Consider the following 21,030-nt stretch of genomic DNA (forward strand, 5'->3'; position numbering starts at 1 on the left):
CACTACGTTACAGCTCGAAGCAGGCGCCGGGCTCGCCGAGCACCGTCGGCCCGCCGAACTCGCGCGCAGCGGCCTCAAGCGTGGCCTGCTGGTCCGCCCACGGCTGGATGTGCACAACCACGAGCTTTTTGACGCCCGCTTCGCGCGCAATCCGCCCCGCTTCTTCACCAGACAGGTGCATGCCGGGCGCCATCCCCTCGGATGTCGGACCCCAGGCGGCCTCGCAGAGGAAGAGATCCGCGTCGCGGGCCGCCTCGACTAGGTTAGGCGTGACCCCGCTATCGCCCGAGTAGACCAGCGTCGCGCCGGTCTTCTTGCACGTGACCCGCAGCGCGTGCGATTCCTGCGCCGGGTGATCCACCGGGAACGGGGTGACCTGCACGCCATCTATCTCAACCGGGGTGCGAGGGCTCCACGTGTGTACGTCAAAGGTGTCACTGATGTCGTCGACCTCGTCGGCGGTGTTCGCAGCCATGCGGCCAAAGTGCGTCGCAGCGTGGCCTGGGCCGTACAGCTTATGCGCGCTCTCCGCGGGCTTCTCCGGGTGGTAGCGTCGCCATACCAGCAGCGAGGGCACGTCAGAGCAGTGATCCGCGTGCAGGTGCGAAAAAATCAGGTGCGCGTTGGAAGGATCCATTTCCTCGCGCGTCTGCATCGCAGCCAATGCGCCTGGCCCAAAGTCCATCAGTATGTCCGGGTTGCCCGGAGTACTGATCACATAGGACGAGCCGGGATTACCGGGGGCGCCTAAACTCCCTGAACACCCGAGAATGGTCAACTTCATGGAATTACTGTGCCATGAAAACTACGCAATTTCTAACGTTTCCACTAAAAACGCTCAGTTTTGTAGCCATGTCAGTAAAAACCGGCAGCTGTGGCCTAGCTCATGGGGTGGTTTACGGCGTGCACCATCGGCCCAAGGAAGCGCGTCGCGAGGGAGTCAAACACTGCCGGGTCGCCGGTGGATTCAAAGGTTCGCGTTGGTTCCACCTCGGGATCAGCCAGCAAGTCGCGCTCAGTGAGGATGCGGAGCACGTCCTTCGCAGTCTCCTCCGCGGAGGACACGAGTGTGACGTCGTCCCCCACTGCAAGCTGCACGATGCCAGAGAGGAGCGGATAGTGGGTGCAGCCCAGCACCAGCGTATCGACGCCCGCTTCGCGCTGCGGCGCCAAGTACTCCTTGGCAATGCTGAGGATCTCCGGGCCTGATGTCACGCCTCGCTCCACGAACTCGACGAACCGCGGGCAGGCGGTGGCCGTCACCTCCAAATTTGAGTTGAGCGCGAACAGGTCCTGGTATGCCCCGGAGGTGATGGTGCCCTGCGTGCCGATCACACCAATTTTGTTATTTCGCGTCGTCGCGATTGCGCGCCGCACTGCCGGCTGGATGACCTCGACGACGGGGATGTCGTAGCGCTCGCGGGCGTCGTGCAAGAATGCGGAAGTGGCCGTGTTGCAGGCGATGACCAGCATCTTGCAGCCGCGGGCGACGAGTTCGTCGGCGATACGCATCGCGTGTTGGCGCACCTGCGCAATCGGTTGTGGCCCGTACGGGCTGTTCGCGGTATCGCCGATGTAGATCATCGACTCGTTGGGCAGCTGGTCGATGACGGCGCGGGCTACCGTCAGTCCGCCCACGCCAGAGTCGAAAAGACCGATAGGAGCATTGTTCTCGAGCGTTTTCACGTCACATCATCCTAGCCCATAGGGCTGATTCGGATTCTTGCGCTGTTTCTTCTGCGCTTTCTTCATCGCGAGCTCCGGCGGGTCGTCCGAGGTGATAATCATGCCTGCCGCCATGCCGCCAATCGCTCCAAAGAGGTGGGCCTGCCAGCTGACACCTTCGACCAGTGGGAGCACGCCCCACATCAGGCCCGAGTACGTAAACCCGAGGATGACACCAAGCAACACCTGGCCCGCCGACCGGTTGAAGAAGCCGCGCACCAGCAGGTACGCCAGCCAGCCGTAGACCAGGCCCGAGGCACCAATGTGGTTCGTGCCGATCCCACCGAACAACCAGGTTCCGATGCCGCCGATCAGCACCACAAAGGCCGTGACCTCCCAGAACACTCGCTTACCGGAGTACCCCACCAAGAACGCGAAGAGCGCCCCCAATCCGGTGTTGCCGATCAAGTGGTCCAGGTCAGCGTGCAGCAGCGGCGAGGTGAAGATGTGCCAGATACTGGTCAGGTCCAGCGGGTGCACGCCGAGGCCGTTAAGCGCCCCGCCGAACACTGCCATGTTCAGGATGTGCACGGCCCAGATAATCACGATGTATCCAAGGGCAAACAGCAGCCCGGTTCTGCGCTGCTGCTTGAACTTGCTCTTGCGCCGCGCGGTGGGGTCCATCGCTGGGTCGACGCCGAACGCGGCAAGCTGCTGGTCCGGGTGCGAGAACGGCCGGTCGAAGGGCTTGCCGTAACCCGGCTGCCCAGTCTGGCCGTAGCCCCAGCCTGGCCTCGGTGCGTGTGGAGGTTGCGTCATATGCCTATTCGCCCATCATCGCCTGCAGCAGCGACTCCTGACAGAACGCCAACCACTCGATGAGCTGCGCGCGCTGCTGCTCGGCGGCTTCGCCACCGCGGTCGTCGGCCGAGACGTACAGGCGCATATCGTTGAGCGCCGCCAGGAACTGGTGCGCCTCCTCTTCCTCGATGGTCACCTCAACGCCACCGGTTGGGCCCAGCGCCTCGTTGACCACCTGCAGGTTGGTCAGCTTCGCCTTGATGATGTCGTTTTCGTGCAAGCTGCGAAGCAGGCCGTTGTCGCCCTCGAACTCCTCGTCCTGCTCCCGCTCAAAGTCCGGCAGCAGGCGGGCCAGCTTCGGGTCCGTCGGCGCCTCGGAGTGGCCCACAGACAGCCCCATCATCTCCGAGAACTCGTCGCGCGGCGCGGACTGCGCCCTAGCGATCAACGCCTCGGACACCGTCGCCGTCAAGTCCCCGATGATCTCGCGCTCGAGGGGGTCAAACAGCGTCGTAAATTTGATGCCTGAGCGCAACAGGCCCTTCTTCTTCCGCCAAGCTTGCATTCGCTACTCTCTCCTTGCCCTGGCCTAGCCGGCCTGCTGCATTGTTGCCCAGAGGCCAGCGGTGTGCAGCTTCTTCACGTCGCCTTCGACCTTGTCTTTTTCACCAGAGGACACCACCGCTTTCCCCTCGGTGTGCACCTGCATCATGAGCTCCTGGGCGCGCTTGCGGTCGTAGCCCAAGACGGTTTGGAAAACGTAGGTGACATAGCTCATCAGGTTGACGGGGTCGTCCCACACTATGCACATCCACGGCAGGTTTTCGCTCGTCGCAACCTCGACGTCGATGGCTTCGTCGAGCTCAGGAGACGCCATTGGCGAACTCATCGCTACAATTCCTGTCTTTTTCATGTGCACCACCTTACCTGCTTCAGAAACACGACGCCCGCAAGCATTGTGTGCTAATGCACCCAGCAGTCCCGTCTACGCACTACACTCATCGAACATGACTGAAAACCAGGCCCACCCCAACTACTCGACGGCTTTCCTGACGGACATGTACGAGCTGACCATGCTTGATGCCGCCATTCAAGACGGCACCGCACACAGGCAGTGCGCCTTCGAGGTCTTTACCCGCCGCCTGCCGAATGACCGCCGCTACGGCGTCGTCGCAGGCACCGCCCGAGTTGTCGACGCCATCCAGAACTTCCGTTTCACCGACGCGCAAATCGAGGCGCTCGACTTCCTATCCGACGAGGCCAAGGAATACCTGCGGGGCTACTCGTTCTCCGGCCAGGTCGATGGCTACCGCGAGGGCGACATTTACTTCCCTTACTCCCCGATCATGACGGTGCGCGGCACCTTCGCCGAGTGCGTGATCCTGGAGACAGTCATCCTGTCGATCCTCAACGGCGACTCCGCGGTGGCCTCCGCCGCATCCCGTATGGTCACGGCCGCTGATGGCCGCCCGATCGTCGAGATGGGCTCGCGCCGCACCAACGAGCAGGCAGCGGTCTCTGCTGCGCGTGCCTCCTACATCGCTGGGTTCGTCGGCACCTCCAACATGGAAGCCTCCTACCGATACGGCATCCCGGCCTCCGGCACCGCCGCCCACGCGTGGACGCTGCTGCACGTCGACGAGGAAGGTCGCCCCGACGAGGTCTCCGCGTTTAAGGCACAGGTCGAAAGCCTGGGCAAGGACACCACGCTGCTCGTCGATACGTATGACATCACCAAAGGCATCGAGCACGCACTCGAGGTCGCGGGCACTGAGCTCGGCGCGATCCGCATCGACTCCGGCGACCTGGGCATCGTGTCGCGTCGCGTGCGCGCCCAACTCGACGAGGCCGGCGCGTTCAACACCAAGATCATCGTCTCCTCCGACCTCGACGAGTTCGCCATCGCGGGGCTGCGCGGCGACCCTGTCGACGGCTTCGGCGTCGGCACCTCGGTGGTCACCGGCTCCGGCGCGCCGACGGCCACACTGGTGTACAAGCTTGTAGAGGTCGACGGCCACCCCGTGGCCAAGCGTTCCTCCGGGAAGCGCACCTACGGCGGCGCGAAGCTGGCCAAGCGCGCCTACCGCGCCTCCGGCGTCGCGGTGGCGGAACTCATCTACCCGCTGCGTGCGGAAATCGATACGAAGCCAGCCCTCGAGTACCGTGACCTGGTGGTACCGCTGATTCGGGACGGAGAGGTCGTCGACAAGCATGACGAGCTCGAGGCCGCCCGCGAGCTGCACAACACCGCTCGCACCACCCTGCCGTGGGAGGGCCTGGCGCTGGCAAAGGGCGACGCGGCGATCCCGACGCGCTTCGTCGGCTTCCCTGAGCCCACCGAGTAGGTAGACTTTCCCGACGTGAGTGACCAGCCTTTCGCCCAAACGACCGAAGACCTCCTCGCGGCCGCCGTCGCCGCCCTCGGTGGCGCAGAGCGCCCTGGGCAGGTCGCGATGGCGAAGGCCGTCACCAAAGCGATCGATGCCGGACGCCACCTCGCCGTGCAGGCTGGCACTGGCACCGGCAAGTCGCTCGCCTACCTCATCCCCGCGATTCGGCACGCGCAGCAGTCGGACAGCACCGTCGTCGTATCGACGGCCACCATCGCGCTGCAACGCCAGCTCGTCGAGCGCGACCTGCCCCGGCTCGCCGACGCCCTCGAGCCGCTTTTGGAGCGCCGCCCGACGTTCGCCATCCAGAAGGGCCGCAACAACTACGTTTGCCTGCACAAAATCGGGCTAGACGAGGAGACGCCGGAGGCGCTCATCGAGGAAGACGACATTTCCTGGCTGGGCAAACACGTCAAGCGCGTCGCCGAGTGGGCACAGGACACCGAGACCGGCGACCGCGACGACCTCGAACCCGGCGTACCCGATTTGGCGTGGCGCCAGGTGTCCGTTACTTCCAACGAGTGCCTGGGAGCGAGCCGCTGCCCGCACGGCGACGAATGCTTCGCCGAGCTTGCGCGGGAGAAGACCCGCTCCGTCGACGTGGTGGTAACGAATCACGCGCTGCTAGCTATCGACGCCCTCGCAGACGTTGACGTACTGCCGGAGCACGACGTCGTCATCATCGACGAGGCCCACGAGCTCGACGGGCGCATCACCTCCGTAGCCACCAACGAACTCTCAGCCCGCGCGCTGACGCTCGCTGCCCGGCGTGCGGGCAAGCTCGGTGCGGATAAGGCGATTCTCGAAGACGTCGCCGACGACTTCAACGCGGCACTCGCCCTGGAGGAGCCCGGCCGTTGGGAGCGCATCTCCAATCCCGCGCGCGGCGCCTTCACCGGTGTCCGCGATGCACTGTGGCGCACGCGCAACGCCATCGCGGACGCCCCCGAGGGCGAGGCCGCGAACGACCCAGAAACCGCTGCCGAGCGCGGCAACCTCAAGAACCACCTCGAGGACCTGCACGACGCCACCGTCCGCATCCTCGAAGTTTTCGACGAGGACGACCCAGCCAAGCACTACGACGTGGTGTGGCTGACACGCTCCGACAAGTACGACGACTCCGTGGCCGTCGCGCCACTCTCCGTCGCCGCCCTGCTGCGGGAGAAGCTCTTCGGCGAACACACCGTGGTGCTCACCTCTGCCACGTTGACGGTCGGCGGGAACTTCAACGCCATGGCGGCCTCCTGGGGTCTTCCGGACAAGACATGGGACAGCCTCGACGCCGGCACCCCCTTCGACCCGGCGAAGTCCGGCATCCTCTACACCGCCAAGCACCTGCCTGCACCTGGCCGCGACGGCCTGTCGGACGCGACGCTCGATGAGATCGCCGAGCTCATCACCGCCGCGGGCGGCCGGACGCTCGGTCTCTTCTCTTCGCGCCGCGCCGCCCAGCAGGCCGCGGAGGCGATGCGCACCCGGCTCCCCTTCGACATCATGCTGCAAGGCGAAGACTCCACCGGCGCGCTCGTGGACAAGTTCGCACGCAACGAGAACAGCTGTCTGTTCGGCACACTGACCCTCTGGCAGGGTGTCGACGTCCCCGGCCGCTCCCTGTCGCTTGTCATCATCGACCGCATCCCGTTCCCCCGCCCCGACGACCCGCTGTTGCAGGCACGTGCCAACGCCGCGGATGCCGCCGGGCGCTCCGGGTTTATGGAGGTCTCCGCCACCCACGCCGCGCTCCTCATGGCGCAGGGCGCGGGCCGCCTGCTGCGCTCGGTCAGTGACCGCGGCGTCGTCGCCGTACTCGATAACCGCTTAGTCACGAAGCGCTACGGCTCATTCCTGCGCCGCAGCCTCCCAGCCTTCTGGGAGACCACCAACCCCGATACCGTCAGAGGCGCGCTAAAACGCTTGGTGGCAGCGCGCTAAACGCCAGCGCCGTCACCGAACCTGGCGCGACCTCCGTGAACCCTGCGTCGGCGACCACCACGCCGTCGTGTTCGCGCGCGTACGCCAAGCACTCCGCAAACACGCCGCTGTCCGCCTCGCGGACACTCAGCGGGAAGCCGTCCTCGGCCCACTCCTGCACCCACTCGAGCGGGCGCTGCGCAGCAAGCAGCATTGAGGCATGCCCCACCTGTGCGGCCGCCTTCCCCGCAGACATCTCGAGCCCAGCATCCACCACAATCACAGGTGTCGACGCCCCCACCTGCCCCTCCACCGACTCCATCGGCAGGTCCGTCCCCTTGATCTGCAGCTTCGATACCTCGTGCGGCACGTCGCACACCGCGGATGGCACAAACGCCCGCACCGACCCGACCGTCACTCCGGGCACCTCCTGCACGTCCAACCACGCCTTGTTTCGCGCACGGCGAGTCACCTTGCGGATGCGGTGGTCGTACCAGCGCTGCAGGTGCTCCCGCCACGACCCAGGCTGACCCGCTTGTTCCGCGAGACAGACAGCGACGGTGGCGCGGGCGGCGTCGACTAGCACGGCGTTACGTGTCGGCGGGTCCTGCTTCGGCAGGTTGATCACCAACTGCATCGCCTGCACCGTCTCCGGGTCGCGCGGGTCCTCGGTGCGCTGCCGGTAGTCAGCGCTGGTGCGCTCGTGCAGGAGCTGCCAAGCTAACTGTCTGCTCATGCTTCGCGGCTTGTCAGCGCTACGCGGCCGTCGATGCCCTGGCGCTCATTCGAGTCGTCGATCTCGTCGCGCGGGATGCCGATCATGTAGAGCACCTCATCCAGGAATGGGTGGTTCACCGACGCGTCCGCGATCTCCTTCAACGCCGGCTTCGCATTAAACGCAATGCCCAGACCAGCCACAGAGAGCATATCGATGTCGTTTGCGCCGTCACCCACCGCGATCGTCTGGTCCATGCGCAGCCCACTGTCCTGCGCAAACTCGCGCAGGAACTCCGCCTTCGCCTGGCGGTCCACCACCTTGCCGATCACCCGACCGGTCAGCTTGCCGCCTTCAATCTCGAGCGTGTTCGCACGCACGTAGTCGAGCTCCAGTTCCTCAGCCAGCCCCTCCAGCACCTGAATGAACCCACCGGACACCACTGCGGTGCGGTACCCCATCGAGTTCAACGTGCGGATCGTGGTCCTCGCTCCAGGCGTGAGCACAATGTCCTTCGCCACCTCCTCAATCACCAACGCGTCGAGCCCCGCCAGTGCCTTCACTCGCTCGCGCAGCGACTCCTCAAAGTCCAATTCGCCCCGCATCGCGCGCTCAGTCACAGCAGCGACCTCCGCCTCACGTCCCGCGTGCGCAGCCAGCATCTCGATAACCTCGCCAGTAATCAACGTCGAATCACAGTCGAAGCACACCAGGCGCTTCATCCTGCGGTGCAGGCCCGCGTGCTCCATCGCGAGATCAATCCCCAGCTCTGCGGAGATCTCCGCGAGCTTCTTACGGATCTCCTGCCCGTCACCCGGCGAGTAATTCGGGATCGTAATGCACAGCTCCAAACCTGTCACCGGGTACTGCGCGATCCCGCGAATCGTGTCAATGTTTGCGCCTACCGACGCCAACTCCGTCCCCAGCCGTGAAACCGCCTCAGCCGTAACCGGGTTGCCAAGGACCACCACCACGTGCGTGGAACGCGGGCGCTGGTCCGAGCGGGCGGAGACATCCGTCTCGATGGTGACACGCTGACCATAGTCCCACAGCGCGACGCGCAGCTCACGCTCGATATCCACCAAGTCATTTGGGTCCATGCCCACGAAGGCTGCCAGCATCAGGCGCCCTCGGAAGTCCGTCTGCTCCACGTCGAGCAGCTGGACATTGTGGCGCGACAGGGTTGTGAAAAACGAACCCGAAACGCCCGGGCGGTCTGGGCCCGACGCGGTGATAACCGCAGGCTTGAGACCTGCTTGCAGCTCTACCTCAAACGCCGTCATTGGTGGTGTACTCCTTCGTGTTACTGGCTGACTGTGATGAGGGTAGCACCTTTTGACAACACAAAACCCCTCATCGGAGAACCGATGAGGGGTGTGATCTGTCAGGATGAGGGGTTCACCATCTGGTTACTTCCCGGAGTTCGTGCCCTTCCACGTTGCTGGGGTATCAGCCTTGTGGTTGCTGTGAGCCTCGCGGCGCAGCTGCTCCACCATGTGCGGGTAGTGCAGCTCGAACGCAGGACGCTCGGAGCGGATACGTGGCAGCGCGGTGAAGTTGTGGCGCGGTGGCGGGCAGGAGGTTGCCCACTCGAGCGAGTTGCCGTAGCCCCATGGGTCATCCACGGTGACAATCTCGCCGTAACGCCAGGACTTGATGACGTTCCAGATGAACGGCAGCATACCGATGCCCAGGATGAAGGAACCGACCGTGGAGATCTGGTTCAGCAGCGTGAAGCCGTCGGTATCCAGGTAGTCAGCGTAGCGGCGTGGCATGCCCATGTTGCCCAGCCAGTGCTGGACCAGGAAGGTCATGTTGAAGCCGATGAACGTGAACCAGAAGTGGATCTTGCCCAGGCGCTCGTCCAGCATGCGGCCGGTCATCTTCGGGAACCAGAAGTAGACACCAGCGATTGCGGAGAACACCACGGTACCGAACAGGGTGTAGTGGAAGTGCGCAACCACGAAGTAGGAGTCATGCAGCTGGAAGTCCAGCGGTGGCGAAGCCAGCATAATACCGGTCAGACCACCGAAGAGGAACGTGAACAGGAAGCCCATCGCCCACAGCATCGGGGTCTCGAAGGTGATGTGTCCGTTCCACATCGTGCCCACCCAGTTGAAGAACTTCACGCCGGTTGGGACGGAAATCAGGAAGGTCATGAAGGAGAAGAACGGAAGCAGGACGGCACCGGTTGCAAACATGTGGTGCGCCCACACAGCCATCGACAGGCCAGCAATCGCGAGCGTTGCAAAGATCAGGCCGATGTAGCCAAACATTGGCTTACGGGAGAAGACCGGGATGATCTCGGAGATGATACCGAAGAACGGCAACGCCAGGACGTACACCTCAGGGTGTCCGAAGAACCAGAACAGGTGCTGCCACAGGATTGCGCCACCGTTTGCAGTGTCGTAGATGTGGCCGCCCAGCAGACGGTCGTACAGCACGCCCAGTGCAGCAGCGAGCAGCAGCGGGAAGATCATCAGCGCGATGATCGAGGTGACGAACACGGTCCAGGTGAACGCTGGCATACGGAACATCGTCATGCCTGGCGCACGCATGGTGAGCACGGTGGTCAGCATGTTGATCGCGGATGCGACGGTACCGATACCGGTTGCGCCCACACCGACGATCCACAGGTTCGCGGATACGGATGGGGTGTGCGTTGCGTCAGCAAGCGGCATGTACATGGTCCAGCCGAAGTCAGCCGCACCACCCGGGGTCAAGAACCCAGCCAGCATCGCGAAAACACCGACGGACGTAATCCAGAAGCCGAACGCGTTCAGACGTGGGAACGCCACATCCGGCGCGCCGATCTGCAGCGGCAGGACATAGTTAGCGAAGCCCCACACAACTGGCGTACCGAACGCAAGCAGCATCACGGTGCCGTGCATGGTAAACAGCTGGTTGAACTGCTCGTTGGACAGGAACTGCAGGCCCGGGCTGAACAACTCAGCACGGATCAGCAGAGCCATCAAGCCACCAACGAAGAACCAGATGAAGGACATGATGATGTACATGATGCCCAGCTCTTTGTGGTCTGTCGTGGTGAGCTGCTTATAAATCTGAGAGCCAATCCGGCCATTGCCAGTTGGCTCCGGACGTGTCGACTGGACTTTAGTCTCCAGCCTTGGCGCCACAGCGGTCATTCGTTCCTCCTGACTGTAACTTTCGCGCACAAAACAGGTACACGAAAGCTAATTGTGATACCGCATCATCTTAAGTGACGCGCCCATACATTTGCCAGCCTTTCTTGGCCTCCCCCCAATATCCACCTCGCACCCCCGCCAAGGCCTGACAACAGCCACCATGAGCTACCTGCCGAAACACCAACAGTCACAGCAGCCACCAAACACATAGCACAAGCCAGTACGCTCGCAACGTTTCGAAACTCCCCCACACACGTCCCCCGTTTAGTATCAACCCAAAGTTTGGGCATGTTGACGCCCGAAAGCGAAAAACGTGCCACCGCAAACTGCTGCAGTGGCACGAAGTGGCGTCGAAAAGCACTCAGCTGACAGGGTTAGAAGTCCCAGTCATCGTCCTCGGTCTCCTCGGCCTTGCCAATGACGTACGAGGAACCCGAGCCAGAGAAGAAGTCGTGATTCTCATCAGCGTTTGGCGATAGCGACGCCAGGATCGCCGGCGAAACGCGAGCCTCATCGACCGGGAAAAGTCCCTCGTAGCCCAGGTTATTGAGGGCCTTGTTCGCGTTGTAGCGCAGGAATCGCTTCACATCCTCGGTCCAGCCCAGCGGATCGTAGATGTCTTCCGTGTACTGGATCTCGTTCTCGTACAGGTCGTAGAGGATGTCGAAGGCGTACTCCTTGAGTTCCTCCTGACGCTCCGGCGACTCGTCGCGCAGGCCGACCTGGTACTTGTACCCGATGTAGTAGCCGTGCACCGCCTCGTCGCGAATGATGAGGCGGATAATGTCCGCGGTGTTCGTCAGCTTCGAGTGCACCGCCCAGTTCAAAGGCAGGTAGAAGCCCGAGTAGAAGAGGAAGGACTCCAGCATGACGGAGGCGACCTTCTTCTTCATTGGGTCGTCGCCACGGTAGTAGGACTCTACAATCTTAGCCTTGCGCTGCACCTCTTTGTTTTCTTCTGTCCAGCGGAACGCCTCATTAATCTGCGGGGTGGACGCCAGCGTCATGAAAATGTTCGAGTAGGACTTCGCGTGCACCGACTCCATGAACGCAATATTCGTATAGACGGCCTCTTCGTGCAGCGTCTTCGCGTCCGGCAGCAGAGATACCGCACCGACGGTGCCCTGCAGCGTATCCAGTAGCGTCAGGTTTGCGAACACGCGCATCGTGGAAAGCTGCTCATCATCAGTCAGCGTGTTCCAGCTCGGAATGTCATTCGAAACAGGAATCTTTTCTGGGAGCCAGAAGTTACCCGTGAGGCGGTCCCAGACCTCGAGGTCCTTCTCATCAGGGATTTCGTTCCAGTTAATCGCCTTCATCGGCTCCTTATGAGCCTGCAGGTAGCCAAGATACTCTTCAGTCATGGCGCCCATCTTAGCGCAAGCGCCTCTACGCAGCGGCGCCGGTTGCGATTGTCCGCGCGGCGGACACTTGGCGGGGGTACATTCCGGACAGCCGACTTTGACTTTCGCCAAACGCGACCAGTTCCCTACAGCGCTTTCTCCTTAGGATTCACCCCCTCCTACCCCCACCCATGCCCGACTCGTTGCGTTGTAGTTCACAGCCGGGGTTATGCTGATTAATAGTCTCAATTCAAACTCTCCGATACGAGAAAAAGGATGAATAGCATGCCTCTCACCCTCGATCCTTCCGAATCCGCCGAAGGACCTCTTCTGACCAAGGTGCTCGACGAGCTTGGGGGCGAGATTGTATCGGGGACAATGGCGCCGGGAGAGCGCTTTACGCTCCAGGATCTTTCCAGCCGGTTTGGGATTTCGCGCACAGTCGCGCGTGAGGCAATGCGCGCGCTGGAGCAGCTTGGGCTTGTGAGCTCCTCTCGCAGAGTCGGCATTAAGGTGCTGCCGGAAGCACACTGGGCTGTCTTTGACCAGGCGGTGATCCGTTGGCGTCTCAGCAGCGAAGCGCACCGAGCGAAGCAGATCGTGTTACTCGACCAGTTGCGCAAGGCAGTCGAGCCGGTCGCAGCAGCGCTCGCAGCGACGAACGCAACGAAGGAACAAGCACAGGAACTCAAGGCGCTCGCCGAACAGCTCATGGAGCTCTCCGAAGCTGGACAGGGCAACACGGACGCGTTCCTCGAGGCGGATAAACGTTTTCACACCTTAATATTGGAGTGCTCCGGCAACGAGATGTTTAGCACCCTCACCCTTCCCATTCTGTACGTGCTTGAAGGGCGCACCCGCTACGGCATCATGCCGAACGACCCACACCTTGATGCAATGGCATACCACCTGAAAGTGGCAGAAGCCATCCAATCCGGCGACTCAACAGGAGCAGAAAACGCATCCTGGAGCCTTCTGCGCGGAGTGGACGGCTTCGTCGAGTTCTAAGCCAGCACTGTTCTCAACCAGCGCTTACAGCATGCAGGATACGCAGCCCTCGATCTCGGTGCCCTCCAGGGCCATCTGGCGCAGGCGGATGTAGTACAGGGACTTAATTCCCTTGCGCCATGCGTAGATCTGCGCGCGGTTCAGGTCGCGCGTCGTCACCGTGTCCTTGAAGAACAGGGTCAGCGACAGGCCCTGGTCGACGTATTTCGTAGCGACAGCGTAGGTGTCGACGATCTTCTCGAAGCCGATCTCGTAGGCGTCGTCGAAGTACTCGGTGTTGTCGTTGTTCAGGTGAGGCGCCGGGTAGTAGACGCGACCGATCTTGCCTTCCTTACGGATCTCAATCTTCGACGCGATCGGGTGGATCGAGGAGGTTGAGTTGTTGATGTAAGAAATCGAGCCGGTCGGCGGGATTGCCTGCAGGTAGCGGTTGTAGATGCCGTCGCGAGCGACCGCTTCTTTCAGTGCTGCCCATTCTTCGGCCGTCGGCACTGCAATCGTCGACTTTTCGAACAGCGCCTTGACCTTCTCCGTCTTCGGCTGGAAATCCTCCGGGTTGTAGCGGTCGAAGAACTCGCCGGTGGCGTACTCGGAGCGCTCGAAGTCTTCGAACTTCTTGCCCGTCTCCACTGCGATCTTGTGCGATGCCTTGATGCACTCGTACATCACGGCCGCGAAGTAGGCGTTCGTGAAGTCGAGGCCTTCCTCTGAGCCGTAGTGGATGTGCTCGCGGCCAAGGAATCCGTGCAGGTTCATCTGGCCCAGGCCGATGGCGTGGGAGGCGTCGTTACCCTCACGGATCGACGGCACCGAGTCAATCGACGTCTTGTCCGCCACCGCCGTAAGACCGCGGATTGCGGTCTCGACGGTGCGGGAGAAGTCGTCGGAATCCATCGCCATCGCAATGTTCAAGGAGCCAAGGTTGCAGGAAATATCGTGGCCGACCTTCGCGTACGTCAGGTCAGCGTTGAGCTCCGACGGGGAATTGACCTGCAGGATCTCGGAGCACAAGTTGGACATGTTAATGCGGCCAGTCTTGACCGGGTTCGCTCGGTTCGCGGTGTCCTCGAACATGATGTACGGGTAGCCGGACTCGAACTGGATCTCCGCCAGCGTCTGGAAGAACTGACGCGCATTAATCTTCGACTTGTGGATGCGCGGGTCTTCCACCATCTCTTCGTACTTCTCGGTGACGGAGATGTCGGCGAACGGAACGCCGTAGACGCGCTCGACGTCGTACGGCGAGAACAGGTACATGTCGTCGTTACGCTTCGCCAGCTCAAAGGTGATGTCTGGGACGACGACGCCCAGCGAGAGCGTTTTAATACGAATCTTCTCGTCAGCGTTTTCGCGCTTGGTGTCCAGGAACTTCATGATGTCAGGGTGGTGCGCGTTGAGATACACAGCACCTGCGCCCTGGCGTGCGCCGAGCTGGTTTGCGTAGGAGAAGGAGTCCTCCAGCAGCTTCATCACTGGAATCACACCAGACGACTGGTTCTCGATGTGCTTAATGGGCGCGCCGGCCTCACGAATGTTCGACAGCAGCAACGCTACGCCGCCGCCGCGCTTCGACAGCTGCAACGAGGAGTTAATCGCACGGCCGATGGACTCCATATTGTCCTCGATGCGCAGCAGGAAGCAAGACACGAGCTCGCCGCGCTGCGCCTTGCCTGCGTTGAGGAATGTCGGCGTCGCCGGCTGGAAGCGGCCCGTCATAATCTCGTCGACGAGCGCGGATGCGACCTCTTCCCTACCGTCGGCGAGGAAGAGCGCGGTCATCGCCACGCGGTCCTCGAAGCGCTCGAGGTAACGGCGACCGTCGAATGTCTTCAGCGTGTAGGAGGTGTAGTACTTGTACGCGCCCAGGAAGGACTTGAAGCGGAACTTAAAGGCATACGCACGCTTGAACGTGTCCTTCACGAACTCCCAGTCATATGCCTCAATAACCTCGGGCTCGTAGTACTTGTTGTCCACCAGGTACTTCATCTTCTCTTCGAGGTCGTGGAAGTACACCGTGTTCTGGTTCACGTGCTGCAGGAAGAACTGATTCGCAGCCTCGCGGTCCTTATCGAACTGGATCTGACCGTTTTCGTCGTACAGGTTCAGCAGTGCGTTGAGCGTGTGGTAGTCCAGCATGTCAGCCTCGTTGACCGGCTCCGGCACATTCTTGCCATGAATAGGGTTCGTAGACACAGATATCCTCTTGATGCTTCAGTGTTAATTAACGATCGGCGTTACGGTATTTATTTGTATATTTCTCGCGCAGTTGCGCTAAGCGTTGTGCGTTTTCCTGCCCCGGCAGCTGCCCAACCGACTCTAGCGCTTCCTCCTGCTCGGGGGTCAGCGGCAGCAAACCGAGGCGGTCGGCGTGCTCGATCAGCTGGCTGCGCACGCGAAGCACGTCGTCATCAGTACCCAGCAGCTCAAAGCGGAAAAGGTACGGGACGTTGCACTTCTCCGATATTACGTCACCAGCCAGGCCGTAGTCCGTGCCAAAGTTGGAGTTGCCAGACGCGATGACGCCACGGATATAGCTGCGGTTGTGTTCGTCATTCAAAAACTTGATGACCTGCGGCGGGACAGGTTTGGTGTTCACGTGCGTCATCGATACGCCCCCGCCATAGGTCGGGCAGATGAGGACGTAGGGCTCGTCGATAATTGGTGCTGGGTCCGTGCGCCGCAACGGAATACGCTGCGCCGGAAGCCTCACCTTATCGACGAACCGCTTCGTCGTCTCTGTCAACGACGAGAAGTACACGATCAACATGTTGGATGCCCTCTACATAAAAAGAGCCGCCAATGTGTAAAACACTAGCGGCGTTAGACGTCGGAAGAGTTAAGCCGCAGCCAGGCCACGGATGCGCTCCGGGCGGAACCCAGACCAGTGCTCGCCGTTTACCTCAACGACTGGTGCCTGGAGGTAGCCGAGCGCGAGGACGTAGTCACGCGCTTCGTCGTCGACGGAGATATCTACGAGGTCGTACTCCAGCCCTGCTTTTTCGAGTGCTTTGGTAGTTGCTTTGCACTGCATGCACGCCGGCTTGGTGTAAACGGTAATAGACATAACCTGTGGGCTCTCTCTCTACATAAAATGAAGACTATTTCGGGAGTTTTCCCCGCGCCGTCTTGATCGGCGCTACAAGAGAAGACACTATACCTTGGGTGATATTTCTGCAAGTGATACTACATATAGTAGTTACACGCGTGGTATTCCCAGCACGGCTCCCACCGCGGGTCCACATGTAGCCTAGACTATGAAAAATCACTTCCGATGACCTGAAAGCCCACCAATGTTTCGCTCCCACCCCAGCCCGCAGCAACGCTACAGCCACATGGCACGGCGCGCCGCGAGCGAGGTCATTGGCAGCTATTCGACGAGCTTCGGCGCCGCCACGCGACTACTTCCCGAGCCGCAGCGAACCGACATCCGCAACCTCTACGCGGTGGTGCGCATCGCCGACGAAATTGTGGACGGTGCCGCCCCCTCCCCCGAGCGCGCGGCAGCCCTCAAGGACTACGAGCAGCGCGTCCGCAGCGCCACAGCAACCACGTTCCACACCGACCCGATCCTGCACGCTTTCGCCGATACCGCGCGCCGCTGCAACTTCGACGACGCCCACCTCGCCGCGTTCTTCACCTCGATGCACCACGACGTAACCGGCGAGGCGCACACGGAGGAGTCCGTCGAGCGATACATCTACGGCTCCGCCGAGGTCATCGGTTTGCTGTGCGTGGATGTCTTCTTCGGGGGCCGACGCCCTCCCCAGGCCAAGTACAGCAAGCTGCAGGAAGGTGCGCGGGCGCTGGGGGCCGCGTTTCAGAAGGTGAACTTCCTGCGCGACTACGCCGACGACACCAACCGGCTCGCCCGTAACTACTTCCCGCAAGCTTCTTACCCGCTAACCAAGGCCGGCCGAGACGCGATCATCGCGGACATCCGCCACGACTTCGACGCCGCGTGGTCCGCCATCCCCGCGCTGCCCAAGCGCTGCGGTGTCGCCGTCGCGGTAGCGGCGAACCTGTTCGAAGCGCTCACCGACTTGCTCGCGGACACGCCACCAGAAGCCATCCTCACCCAACGAGTCCGGGTGTCCGCGCCGCGGAAAGCAGCCATCATCGCGCGGACGGCGGCGACGGGAAGGAGGCTGCAGTGACGGAGCGCGTTGTCATCATCGGCGGGGGAATCGCAGGCCTGGCAACAGCGTGCCTGCTGGCGAAGCGCGGTGCGGCGGTGGTGGTCGTCGAAAAGAATGGACACCTCGGCGGGCGCGCGGACGAGTTGCGCATCGACGGCTTCCGCTTCGAGACCGGCCCCTCCTGGTACCTCATGCCCGAGGCCTACGACCACTTCTTCGAGCTCATGGGCACCTCCACCGCGGCCGAACTCGACCTCCAGCTGCTCGACCCCGGCTACCGCATCTACCCCGAACACCACCCGCTTCTCGACGTCCCCTTCGGCACCGACGCCGTCGCCGACCTCTTCGAGTCCCTCGAGCCCGGCGCGGGCGACGCGCTGCGCGACTACCTCGCCAGCGCCGCCGATGTCTACAACATCGCGCTCGACCGCTTCCTCTACACCACGTTCAGTTCGCTGCGGCCGTTCCTGCACCGCGACGTCGTCTCCCGCGCATTCACCCTCGCGGTGTTGCTGCTCCAGCCGCTGCAGCGCTACGTGGACAAGCGTTTCCGCGACCCGCGCCTGCGCCAGATCCTGCAGTACCCGGCGGTGTTCCTGTCCTCACAGCCGCGCGACACCCCGAGCCTGTACCACCTGATGAGCCACACCGACCTGACTCTCGGCGTGCGCTACCCACAAGGCGGATTCAGCGGCATCGTCACCGCGCTCGAGCGGCTCGCCCGCGCGCACGGCGTCGAAATCCTGCTTGAGCACGAGGCCACCAGCATCGAAGTTATCGACGGCTCCACCACCGGCATCCACGTGCTCAGCGACAGCGGAGAACGCTTCCTGCCTGCCGACGCCGTCGTCGCCGCCGGAGACCTGCACCACACCGAGACTTCGTTGCTCCCCGCGTCTGCTCGCACCTATTCCGAGGCGCACTTTAAGCACCACAACCCAGGTGTGAGCTGCGTACTCGCGCTCATTGGTGTGCGCGGTGCGCTGCCGGAACTGCTTCACCACACGCTGTTCTTTTCCGAGGAGTGGGGCGAAGACTTCGACGCCGTGTTCCCTGCTGACAGCAGCGGCTCGCGCGACGCATCGCGCTCGATCTACGTGTGCAAGCCCTCCGCCACGGACCCGACTGTCGCGCCCGCCGGGTGTGAGAATCTGTTCGTGCTCATCCCGGTCGCGGCCGACCCGTCGATCGGGCACGGGGACGCGTACGGCGCTGCAGAGTCCCCGCGTGTCGCCGCCATCGTTGACGCGACACTCGACCTCATCGCCGCACGCACTGGCGTCGCTGACCTGCGGGAACGGGTCGTCGTGAAGCGCACCATCGGCCCCGCCGACTTCGCCGGACGCTACTACTCCTTCGCCGGTGGCGCCATCGGGCCTGCACATACCCTGCGGCAATCCGCGTTCTTCCGCGGTCGCAACATTTCCGCCAAAGTGGACAACCTGTACTACGCGGGGCAAACCACCGTCCCGGGCGTCGGTGTGCCCATGTGCCTCATCTCTGCCGAGAACGTGGTCAAGCGCATGCTCAGACTTCGTGACGCATCTCCTATACCAAAACTGTGAGAAGCTCGTGAAGATTCTGTACATTTAATTCATGCGAAGCTTCCGACCTGGTAAGACGCTTATCGCCCTTTTCACAGCCTTCGCGATGAGCGCCACTGTCTTCTCCCCGCCCGACGCCACAGCCCAGACGACAAGTCAGTGGGTGCCCGATCAGCATGAGGAGCTGTTCGAGCAGCGGGATGAGCTCTCATTCTCAAAGGGTGGCGCTGAGTACTTTTGCCAGGTTGCCCACATCGCGGATGGGCGTGTGTATACCGACGCGCTTTGCGGCGAAGGGCATTCCCTGTACTACCGCGACTCCGAGGGCTCCATACACTACTTCGAGGACAGGCAGACCGATTTTTCTCACAACAAAGATCTCTTCCTGAATCGCTTCGCTTCCTACGCGATCCCGGACTCGCTGCTTCCACAAGTCGGTGAGTCAGCTGAGCCAGTTCTCGGTTCGTACCTCTCGGCCGGAGATACCGTGACCGTTCACGGCCCACGGGAAGACTACGATGCAACGATTGAGAACACCACCGATGGTTTCCTGGCGATTACACTTCCGAGCCATGCGTATTTGACACATGGCGCACCAGTTTCAGTCGGCGGCCGCTACCTCGGGATGTATGAGGGGGTCTTTGACAACGACGACCACAGACAGGGACTCGTCCTCCTCGCAGACCCAGAAGTTCCTCCGACAAGCGAACCGAACAAAGTGGCGTTACTCCTCGAGCGTGAATCCATGCTGTCATATGCTCCGGGCGAAGTAAGCACGATTAACCAGGGTGACAAAATTTTCAACAACGGTCATGGTTGCACCGTCGGATACATCGATAAGCCCAACAACCGCATTTTCCTAGCTGGTCACTGCAGCGATGGCGGCCCTCTCTACTTCACCGACACACAAAACAGGAACTATTACCTAGGCACGGTGGTGACCGAGTTCGATTTCGAAGGCGATCTCACCGACAGCACCATGAGCAAAGACTGGGGCTACATCGATATCCCCGAACACCGCTCGGCGTTACTTGGAGAGAATGCCTACACCTCCGACAGCGTTCTGTTGCCGTCAATGCTCCGGGTCGGTCAGATGGTGTACGGCTTCGGTCAAACGACCGGCCACGTGATGCAGAACTACGTCATGGGCGTGATCAATAATGTCATCCACTTCACACAAGACGACCCAATGCATAAGGGAGATTCGGGCGGGCCAAACTGGGTCATTGATGAAGACGGCAAGCGTCACTTTATCGGCGTGAACTCCGGGAACGATAGAGTCGGAACAGGTCAAGCCCACAAATACGGTATTGCTGTCGGATGGGAAGAGACTCCAACTAGCGACGAGTACGTCAACTACTCGGGCCTCGCGAAAGCACAGTGGGACGCGTACCAAAAAGCGCAGGACGAGGCCGAGAACCCCGTCGCGGTCAACCAAGGCGACGCCGTGGGCCTCGACGACAACGATCGCGATCTCTTCCTCGACCAGGAGTGCACAGCGAAATACGTCGATCACGTCCATCAGCGGATCTACACAAGTCCTGCGTGCACCGGGCCGGGCGGGGCGCGCGGAGTTTCTACGACATACGGGTGGCCCAAGCACTGGGCACTGGCCGAAATCGGCACATTTTTCGACGCACATCTCCCATACATCCAAGCCCCGGATGACACACGTCTGGGCGAAAACGCCGAGACTCCTGGAGCGCTCCTATCGACCGACCAAGTACACCTGGGGGACACGGCTAGTATCGACTGGCGTTCATTGACCGTGGCAGGCACCATCGGCGACGCGATCCTGCTTCTCCCCTACGGTGATTTCGTCCCAGAGATCAACACGCCGGTCACCATCGGAGACGACGTCGCAGGCCTTGTTTCCGGGATCTACTACGACGACAACGGCAACGTGAAAGGCATTGAAGTCCAAAGCCTTGTCGACGCCAACCCAGTCGAGCTTCCGGAGGGCTGGCAAGAAGACCTTCTTTACGAATACGCGAAAGCAACTGACGAGACCGCTCCCGTGATTGGGGACGTCGAAAAGAAAGAATTCGACTCCGATGCCGAAATCGAACCGTTCGAATTCACCATCACGGACGAGTACAACGAGCTGACCGTCGAGGTAACCGACCTGCCAGAAGGTCTGTATGCGGACATTCAGTACGACGAACCACGGCTCCGCGCCACCGTCACTGTTCGAGGGACACCGACGAAGCCTGGTTGGCAATACGCGAATGTAACAGCGCGAGATACCCTCGGGAACGAGACCTCACGCAACCTCGAATTCTGGATTGCCGACGCCACTGCGCCGGTCATCGATACCACTCCGTTAATCTGGAGGCCGGCGAGTACGCCGACCTTGAGATTCCAGTAACCG

At 61.7% G+C, this 21,030-nt stretch carries 18 protein-coding genes; 6 read left to right on the forward strand and 12 right to left on the reverse strand.

Going from position 1 to position 21,030, the window contains the following annotated elements:
• Nucleotides 1-7 precede the first annotated feature (7 nt).
• From R0V12_RS03650 to clpS, 5 genes are all read right to left on the reverse strand, one after another.
• Nucleotides 8-784: an MBL fold metallo-hydrolase gene (locus R0V12_RS03650; RefSeq protein ID WP_070478464.1), complete on the reverse strand. Its 777-nt coding sequence runs from the start codon at nucleotides 782-784 to the stop codon at nucleotides 8-10.
• A gap of 95 nt (nucleotides 785-879) precedes the next feature.
• Nucleotides 880-1,686: a glutamate racemase gene (gene murI, locus R0V12_RS03655; protein ID WP_070361988.1), complete on the reverse strand. Its 807-nt coding sequence runs from the start codon at nucleotides 1,684-1,686 to the stop codon at nucleotides 880-882.
• A gap of 6 nt (nucleotides 1,687-1,692) precedes the next feature.
• Nucleotides 1,693-2,484: a rhomboid family intramembrane serine protease gene (locus tag R0V12_RS03660; RefSeq protein ID WP_070478466.1), complete on the reverse strand. Its 792-nt coding sequence runs from the start codon at nucleotides 2,482-2,484 to the stop codon at nucleotides 1,693-1,695.
• Between the two features lie 4 nt (nucleotides 2,485-2,488).
• A complete protein-coding gene (locus tag R0V12_RS03665; RefSeq protein WP_070361986.1) occupies nucleotides 2,489-3,031 on the reverse strand; it encodes a DUF2017 domain-containing protein in 543 nt (180 codons plus the stop codon).
• 24 nt (nucleotides 3,032-3,055) lie between these two features.
• The gene (gene clpS, locus R0V12_RS03670) at nucleotides 3,056-3,355 is read right to left on the reverse strand and encodes an ATP-dependent Clp protease adapter ClpS (RefSeq protein WP_071565662.1); all 300 of its coding nucleotides are present in this window, start codon (nucleotides 3,353-3,355) and stop codon (nucleotides 3,056-3,058) included.
• 118 nt (nucleotides 3,356-3,473) lie between these two features.
• Between clpS and R0V12_RS03675 the strand changes: the two genes are divergently transcribed.
• Together R0V12_RS03675 and R0V12_RS03680 are read left to right on the forward strand one after the other, a co-directional pair.
• On the forward strand, nucleotides 3,474-4,811 hold the full coding sequence (locus tag R0V12_RS03675; RefSeq protein WP_070361984.1) for a nicotinate phosphoribosyltransferase: 1,338 nt from the start codon (nucleotides 3,474-3,476) through the stop codon (nucleotides 4,809-4,811).
• A 15-nt stretch (nucleotides 4,812-4,826) separates the two neighbouring features.
• A complete protein-coding gene (locus R0V12_RS03680; protein ID WP_320072862.1) occupies nucleotides 4,827-6,788 on the forward strand; it encodes an ATP-dependent DNA helicase in 1,962 nt (653 codons plus the stop codon).
• Here R0V12_RS03680 and R0V12_RS03685 read toward each other — a convergent pair.
• From R0V12_RS03685 to nrdF, 4 genes are all read right to left on the reverse strand, one after another.
• On the reverse strand, nucleotides 6,751-7,503 hold the full coding sequence (locus R0V12_RS03685; protein WP_070478468.1) for an aminoacyl-tRNA hydrolase: 753 nt from the start codon (nucleotides 7,501-7,503) through the stop codon (nucleotides 6,751-6,753). The two genes, R0V12_RS03680 and R0V12_RS03685, sit on opposite strands and share 38 nt — an antisense overlap.
• A complete protein-coding gene (serB, locus tag R0V12_RS03690; RefSeq protein WP_070478470.1) occupies nucleotides 7,500-8,765 on the reverse strand; it encodes a phosphoserine phosphatase SerB in 1,266 nt (421 codons plus the stop codon). Before serB ends, R0V12_RS03685 begins: the two co-directional genes overlap by 4 nt.
• A 126-nt stretch (nucleotides 8,766-8,891) precedes the next feature.
• The gene (gene ctaD / locus R0V12_RS03695; RefSeq protein ID WP_070361980.1) at nucleotides 8,892-10,628 is read right to left on the reverse strand and encodes an aa3-type cytochrome oxidase subunit I; all 1,737 of its coding nucleotides are present in this window, start codon (nucleotides 10,626-10,628) and stop codon (nucleotides 8,892-8,894) included.
• A gap of 374 nt (nucleotides 10,629-11,002) precedes the next feature.
• On the reverse strand, nucleotides 11,003-11,992 hold the full coding sequence (gene nrdF, locus R0V12_RS03700; RefSeq protein WP_070363445.1) for a class 1b ribonucleoside-diphosphate reductase subunit beta: 990 nt from the start codon (nucleotides 11,990-11,992) through the stop codon (nucleotides 11,003-11,005).
• Nucleotides 11,993-12,256: 264 nt separating this feature from the next.
• Between nrdF and R0V12_RS03705 the strand changes: the two genes are divergently transcribed.
• Nucleotides 12,257-12,979, forward strand: coding sequence for a FadR/GntR family transcriptional regulator (locus R0V12_RS03705; RefSeq protein ID WP_320072863.1), 723 nt, complete (start codon nucleotides 12,257-12,259; stop codon nucleotides 12,977-12,979).
• A gap of 24 nt (nucleotides 12,980-13,003) precedes the next feature.
• Here the strand turns inward: R0V12_RS03705 and nrdE are convergent, their stop codons facing one another.
• From nrdE to nrdH, 3 genes are all read right to left on the reverse strand, one after another.
• Complete coding sequence (nrdE, locus tag R0V12_RS03710) at nucleotides 13,004-15,115, reverse strand: class 1b ribonucleoside-diphosphate reductase subunit alpha (protein WP_070478486.1); 2,112 nt, start codon at nucleotides 15,113-15,115, stop codon at nucleotides 13,004-13,006.
• Between the two features lie 85 nt (nucleotides 15,116-15,200).
• Nucleotides 15,201-15,746, reverse strand: a complete 546-nt coding sequence (nrdI, locus tag R0V12_RS03715; RefSeq protein WP_070478473.1) for a class Ib ribonucleoside-diphosphate reductase assembly flavoprotein NrdI — start codon at nucleotides 15,744-15,746, stop codon at nucleotides 15,201-15,203.
• 69 nt (nucleotides 15,747-15,815) lie between these two features.
• A complete protein-coding gene (gene nrdH / locus R0V12_RS03720; RefSeq protein ID WP_070361976.1) occupies nucleotides 15,816-16,043 on the reverse strand; it encodes a glutaredoxin-like protein NrdH in 228 nt (75 codons plus the stop codon).
• Between the two features lie 268 nt (nucleotides 16,044-16,311).
• Between nrdH and R0V12_RS03725 the strand changes: the two genes are divergently transcribed.
• Genes R0V12_RS03725 through R0V12_RS03735 form a run of 3 tightly spaced genes read left to right on the forward strand, consistent with a single transcriptional unit; the run spans nucleotide 16,312 to nucleotide 21,027 of the window.
• Nucleotides 16,312-17,133, forward strand: coding sequence for a phytoene/squalene synthase family protein (locus tag R0V12_RS03725; protein ID WP_320072864.1), 822 nt, complete (start codon nucleotides 16,312-16,314; stop codon nucleotides 17,131-17,133).
• Nucleotides 17,130-18,680 (forward strand): phytoene desaturase family protein, encoded by a 1,551-nt coding sequence (crtI, locus tag R0V12_RS03730; protein ID WP_320072865.1) that lies wholly within the window; start codon nucleotides 17,130-17,132, stop codon nucleotides 18,678-18,680. Before R0V12_RS03725 ends, crtI begins: the two co-directional genes overlap by 4 nt.
• A gap of 31 nt (nucleotides 18,681-18,711) precedes the next feature.
• A complete protein-coding gene (locus R0V12_RS03735; protein ID WP_320072866.1) occupies nucleotides 18,712-21,027 on the forward strand; it encodes a chymotrypsin family serine protease in 2,316 nt (771 codons plus the stop codon).
• Nucleotides 21,028-21,030 lie beyond the last annotated feature (3 nt).

The sequence above is a fragment of the Corynebacterium sp. UMB2355A genome, from assembly GCF_033877495.1.
GTDB classification, from domain to species: Bacteria; Actinomycetota; Actinomycetes; order Mycobacteriales; family Mycobacteriaceae; genus Corynebacterium; species Corynebacterium pseudogenitalium.

Excerpts from the sequence above, each read along its gene's own strand:
- nrdE (WP_070478486.1), bottom strand. The coding sequence starts at position 15,115 with ATGCTGGACTACCACACGCTCAACGCACTGCTGAACCTGTACGACGAA.
- R0V12_RS03725 (WP_320072864.1), top strand. The coding sequence starts at position 16,312 with ATGGCACGGCGCGCCGCGAGCGAGGTCATTGGCAGCTATTCGACGAGC.
- nrdH (WP_070361976.1), bottom strand. The coding sequence starts at position 16,043 with ATGTCTATTACCGTTTACACCAAGCCGGCGTGCATGCAGTGCAAAGCA.
- R0V12_RS03685 (WP_070478468.1), bottom strand. The coding sequence starts at position 7,503 with ATGAGCAGACAGTTAGCTTGGCAGCTCCTGCACGAGCGCACCAGCGCT.
- clpS (WP_071565662.1), bottom strand. The coding sequence starts at position 3,355 with ATGAGTTCGCCAATGGCGTCTCCTGAGCTCGACGAAGCCATCGACGTC.
- serB (WP_070478470.1), bottom strand. The coding sequence starts at position 8,765 with ATGACGGCGTTTGAGGTAGAGCTGCAAGCAGGTCTCAAGCCTGCGGTT.
- ctaD (WP_070361980.1), bottom strand. The coding sequence starts at position 10,628 with ATGACCGCTGTGGCGCCAAGGCTGGAGACTAAAGTCCAGTCGACACGT.
- R0V12_RS03665 (WP_070361986.1), bottom strand. The coding sequence starts at position 3,031 with ATGCAAGCTTGGCGGAAGAAGAAGGGCCTGTTGCGCTCAGGCATCAAA.
- R0V12_RS03705 (WP_320072863.1), top strand. The coding sequence starts at position 12,257 with ATGCCTCTCACCCTCGATCCTTCCGAATCCGCCGAAGGACCTCTTCTG.
- R0V12_RS03675 (WP_070361984.1), top strand. The coding sequence starts at position 3,474 with ATGACTGAAAACCAGGCCCACCCCAACTACTCGACGGCTTTCCTGACG.
- nrdF (WP_070363445.1), bottom strand. The coding sequence starts at position 11,992 with ATGACTGAAGAGTATCTTGGCTACCTGCAGGCTCATAAGGAGCCGATG.
- R0V12_RS03735 (WP_320072866.1), top strand. The coding sequence starts at position 18,712 with ATGCGAAGCTTCCGACCTGGTAAGACGCTTATCGCCCTTTTCACAGCC.
- R0V12_RS03650 (WP_070478464.1), bottom strand. The coding sequence starts at position 784 with ATGAAGTTGACCATTCTCGGGTGTTCAGGGAGTTTAGGCGCCCCCGGT.
- nrdI (WP_070478473.1), bottom strand. The coding sequence starts at position 15,746 with ATGTTGATCGTGTACTTCTCGTCGTTGACAGAGACGACGAAGCGGTTC.
- R0V12_RS03660 (WP_070478466.1), bottom strand. The coding sequence starts at position 2,484 with ATGACGCAACCTCCACACGCACCGAGGCCAGGCTGGGGCTACGGCCAG.